Below are 3,372 nucleotides of genomic sequence, written 5' to 3' on the forward strand. Positions count from 1 at the left end.
GGGTAAGCGGATTAAATGGTTGATCTTACCTTTGCATGAGAGTGAGACAGACCGGCATCTCATCGGATTATCTGGTTGATGCTTCACCTACTGCTGGTGCATGTTTCCTTCGCTAATTCCAGCAAGAACCCCACACGCCTCAACTTCCCGGTCATCGTTGCAACTCGCTCTCAGTGAAACGAGTTGTTTCTCAAGCGCTTGCAGAGCGGTTATCTGCGACCGCACATGAGAGATGTGATCATCGAGCAAGGCGTTGACGGCGGTACAAGGCTGATGAGGGTCGTCCTGATAGCTCTGTAGTTCGTGAATCTCAGCCAGTGACAGGCCCAGGATTCTGCAGCGACGGATGAAGGCCAGCCCCTCACCATGCTTCTCGGTATAGACACGGTAACCGTTGTCCTGCCGATCAGGCGGCGGCAACAAGCCCTGCTGTTCATAGAAGCGGATCGTCTGTGTTTCGACCCCTACCAACTGCGCCAACTGACCAATGCGCATCAGCCTCCTCCCCAACGGATTCTTTACTCTATTGACCTTATAGTAGCTTTATAGTTTTAAATGGTACCACAACATTGTTCAAGTGGAGTCGTATCATGAGCAAATCCTGTGGTGGCGCCTGTGGCGGTGATGCAACGTCCGCAGCGGATACCGATATACAGGCCTCCTCCGAGGCGCCAGGGAGATGGGTCAGTGTTTATGCCGTGCCGAAGATGGACTGTCCATCAGAAGAACGAATGATTCGCCTAGCCCTGAACGGCTTTGAGGAGATTCGGGCGCTGTCCTTCGACTTGTCGAACCGCCGGCTGAAGGTCGTGCATGACGGCGAGGTCGAGCCCGTCACCTCGAAACTGAAGACCTTGGGGCTAGGCGCCTCGCTTCAGGAAACCGTCGCTGCAAATCCGGAGACCATCAAGGCCGCCGAGTTTTCGGCAGCTTCTGCTAAGCAAGAATCCGGGACCCTGCGCTGGTTGCTCGGCATCAATGCACTTCTGTTCGTGGTGGAAATGACTGCCGGTCTGATCGCCCAGTCCACCGGCCTGATTGGAGAATCCCTGGACAATTTTGCCGATGCGGCGGTGTACGGGCTTGCCCTTTATGCGGTTGGACATAGCGTGAAAATGCAGGTACGTGCCGCGCATCTTGCTGGTGTACTGCAACTGATCTTGGCTGTGGGCGTGCTCGTAGAGGTGGTGAGACGCTTTGTATTCGGTAGTGAGCCTGAATCGCTGGTGATGATGGCTATCGCATTCGTCGCATTGATTGCCAATACCAGTTGTCTGCTGCTCATATCCAAACATCGGGAAGGCGGGGCGCACATGAAGGCAAGCTGGATATTCTCGGCCAACGACGTGGTGATCAACCTGGGGGTCATCACCGCCGGCGCCCTGGTCGCGTGGACCGGTTCCAATTATCCGGATCTGATTATCGGCACCATCGCGGGGGGCATTGTACTTAACGGTGCCAGACGCATTTTGGCGTTGAAGGGTTAAATAATGCTCATTATTGGCAAAAAGCTCTCGCCGTATGCCCTATTGTCCATATCGGGCCTGCTGGCAGCGTCTGATCAGGCTGTAAAGTGGCTGGTGCAGCAATCAATGGCCTATGGCGAGTATGTTTCGGTGACCCCGTTCTTTAACTGGGTGCACCTATGGAACACCGGTGCCGCATTCAGTCTTTTTGCGAATGGTGGAGGCTGGCAGCGCTACTTTTTTATCGGAATCGCGGTAGTGGTCTCGATTTTTCTGATCAAGCTGATCCTTGAAAATCGTCATAAAGGAGAAGCCATCGCTTACAGTCTTATCCTCGGTGGCGCCATGGGCAACCTGATTGACCGGGTCTTTCGCGGCTATGTTGTGGATTCCTTTGATTTCTATTGGCGAGACTGGCATTGGCCGGCCTTCAACCTGGCTGATATTGCAATTGTCCTCGGTGCCTTACTTTTCGTTTCCAGCAGCTTGTTGGGTAAAAAAGCAAACACCAATGCCGAGCCGGATGGATCTGACTGACACCTACGCCTATACAACACCATGACCGAACTTCCCGACAACATCCTTCACCTGCCGCAATACCAAGTACTGGGCTGCAAATCAACCGACGACGAAATGCACTTCCAGGTGGACGTGCCCGATCCCATCGCCTGCGAGGAATGCGGCGTGCAGGGTGAGTTCGTACGGTTCGGCAAGCGTGACGTTCCCTATCGTGATCTGCCCATCCACGGCAAGCGGGTCACTCTCTGGGTGGTCCGCCGCCGATACACCTGCCGGGCCTGCAAGACAACATTCAGGCCCCAGCTACCGGAGATGGTGGACGGATTCCGTATGACACTGCGGCTGCATGAGTACGTGGAGAAGGAATCCTTCAACCACCCCTACACCTTTGTGGCGGCACAGACCGGCCTGGACGAGAAGACGGTGCGCGACATCTTCAACGCCCGCGCCGAGTTCCTGGGGCGCTGGCACCGCTTCGAGACGCCCCGCATCCTGGGCATTGACGAGCTATACCTGAACAAGCGCTACCGCTGCATTCTGACCAACATTGAGGAGCGAACCCTGCTCGACCTGCTGGCCACCCGCCGCCAGGACGTGGTGACCAACTACCTGATGAAGCTGAAAGACCGGCAGAAGGTCGAGATCGTCAGCATGGACATGTGGAACCCCTACCGGGCAGCGGTCAAGGCTGTGCTGCCCCAGGCCCGTATCGTGGTCGATAAGTTCCATGTGGTGCGCATGGCCAACGATGCCCTAGAGAGAGTGCGCAAGGGCCTCAGAAAGGAGCTGAAACCGTCCCAGAGCCGGACTCTCAAGGGAGACCGGAAAATCCTGCTGAAACGCGCTCACGAAGTCTCAGACCGGGAGCGCCTCATCATGGAGACCTGGACAGGCGCGTTCCCGCAACTGCTGGCCGCCTACGAGCACAAGGAGCGCTTCTACGGCATCTGGGACGCCACCACACGGCTCCAGGCAGAAGCCGCCCTGGACGAGTGGATAGCCACCATCCCGAAGGGCCAAAAGGAAGTCTGGAGCGATCTGGTCAGGGCAGTGGGAAACTGGCGCGAAGAGACCATGACCTACTTCGAGACGGACATGCCCGTCACCAACGCTTACACGGAGTCCATCAACCGACTGGCCAAGGACAAGAACCGTGAAGGGCGCGGTTACTCCTTCGAGGTGATGCGGGCACGAATGCTCTACACCACGAAGCACAAGAAGAAGGCACCGACTGCGAAGGTCTCTCCTTTCTACAAGAAAACCATCGGTTACGGACTGCCGGACTTCGCAGAGGAACTCAACTACGGAGTCGATCTATCAACCATCTGAGGGTGGTATCAGATTGATGGGGTGAAGGTGCCCCATCAACCATTAAATCCGTATACCC

The 3,372-nt window shown here is 56.0% G+C and carries 4 protein-coding genes; 3 read left to right on the forward strand and 1 reads right to left on the reverse strand.

All coding sequences use genetic code 11. The annotated features are described in order from the left end of the window. Window positions 1-87: 87 nt before the first annotated feature. Window positions 88-495 (reverse strand): Cd(II)/Pb(II)-responsive transcriptional regulator, encoded by a 408-nt coding sequence (cadR, locus tag C6W88_RS21125; protein ID WP_004364961.1) that lies wholly within the window; start codon window positions 493-495, stop codon window positions 88-90. Window positions 496-590: 95 nt separating this feature from the next. Here cadR and C6W88_RS21130 point away from each other — a divergent pair, with 95 nt between their 5' ends. The 3 genes from C6W88_RS21130 to C6W88_RS21140 are packed head-to-tail and all read left to right on the forward strand — an operon-like array spanning window position 591 to window position 3,314. Next, window positions 591-1,487 (forward strand): cation efflux transmembrane domain-containing protein, encoded by an 897-nt coding sequence (locus tag C6W88_RS21130; protein ID WP_004574643.1) that lies wholly within the window; start codon window positions 591-593, stop codon window positions 1,485-1,487. A 3-nt stretch (window positions 1,488-1,490) separates the two neighbouring features. Continuing rightward, window positions 1,491-2,003, forward strand: a complete 513-nt coding sequence (lspA, locus tag C6W88_RS21135; RefSeq protein ID WP_004863699.1) for a signal peptidase II — start codon at window positions 1,491-1,493, stop codon at window positions 2,001-2,003. Window positions 2,004-2,024: 21 nt separating this feature from the next. Further along, complete coding sequence (locus C6W88_RS21140; RefSeq protein WP_004574636.1) at window positions 2,025-3,314, forward strand: ISL3-like element ISPpu12 family transposase; 1,290 nt, start codon at window positions 2,025-2,027, stop codon at window positions 3,312-3,314. Window positions 3,315-3,372: the final 58 nt, after the last annotated feature.

It is taken from the genome of Halomonas litopenaei, assembly GCF_003045775.1.
GTDB classification, from domain to species: Bacteria; Pseudomonadota; Gammaproteobacteria; order Pseudomonadales; family Halomonadaceae; genus Halomonas; species Halomonas litopenaei.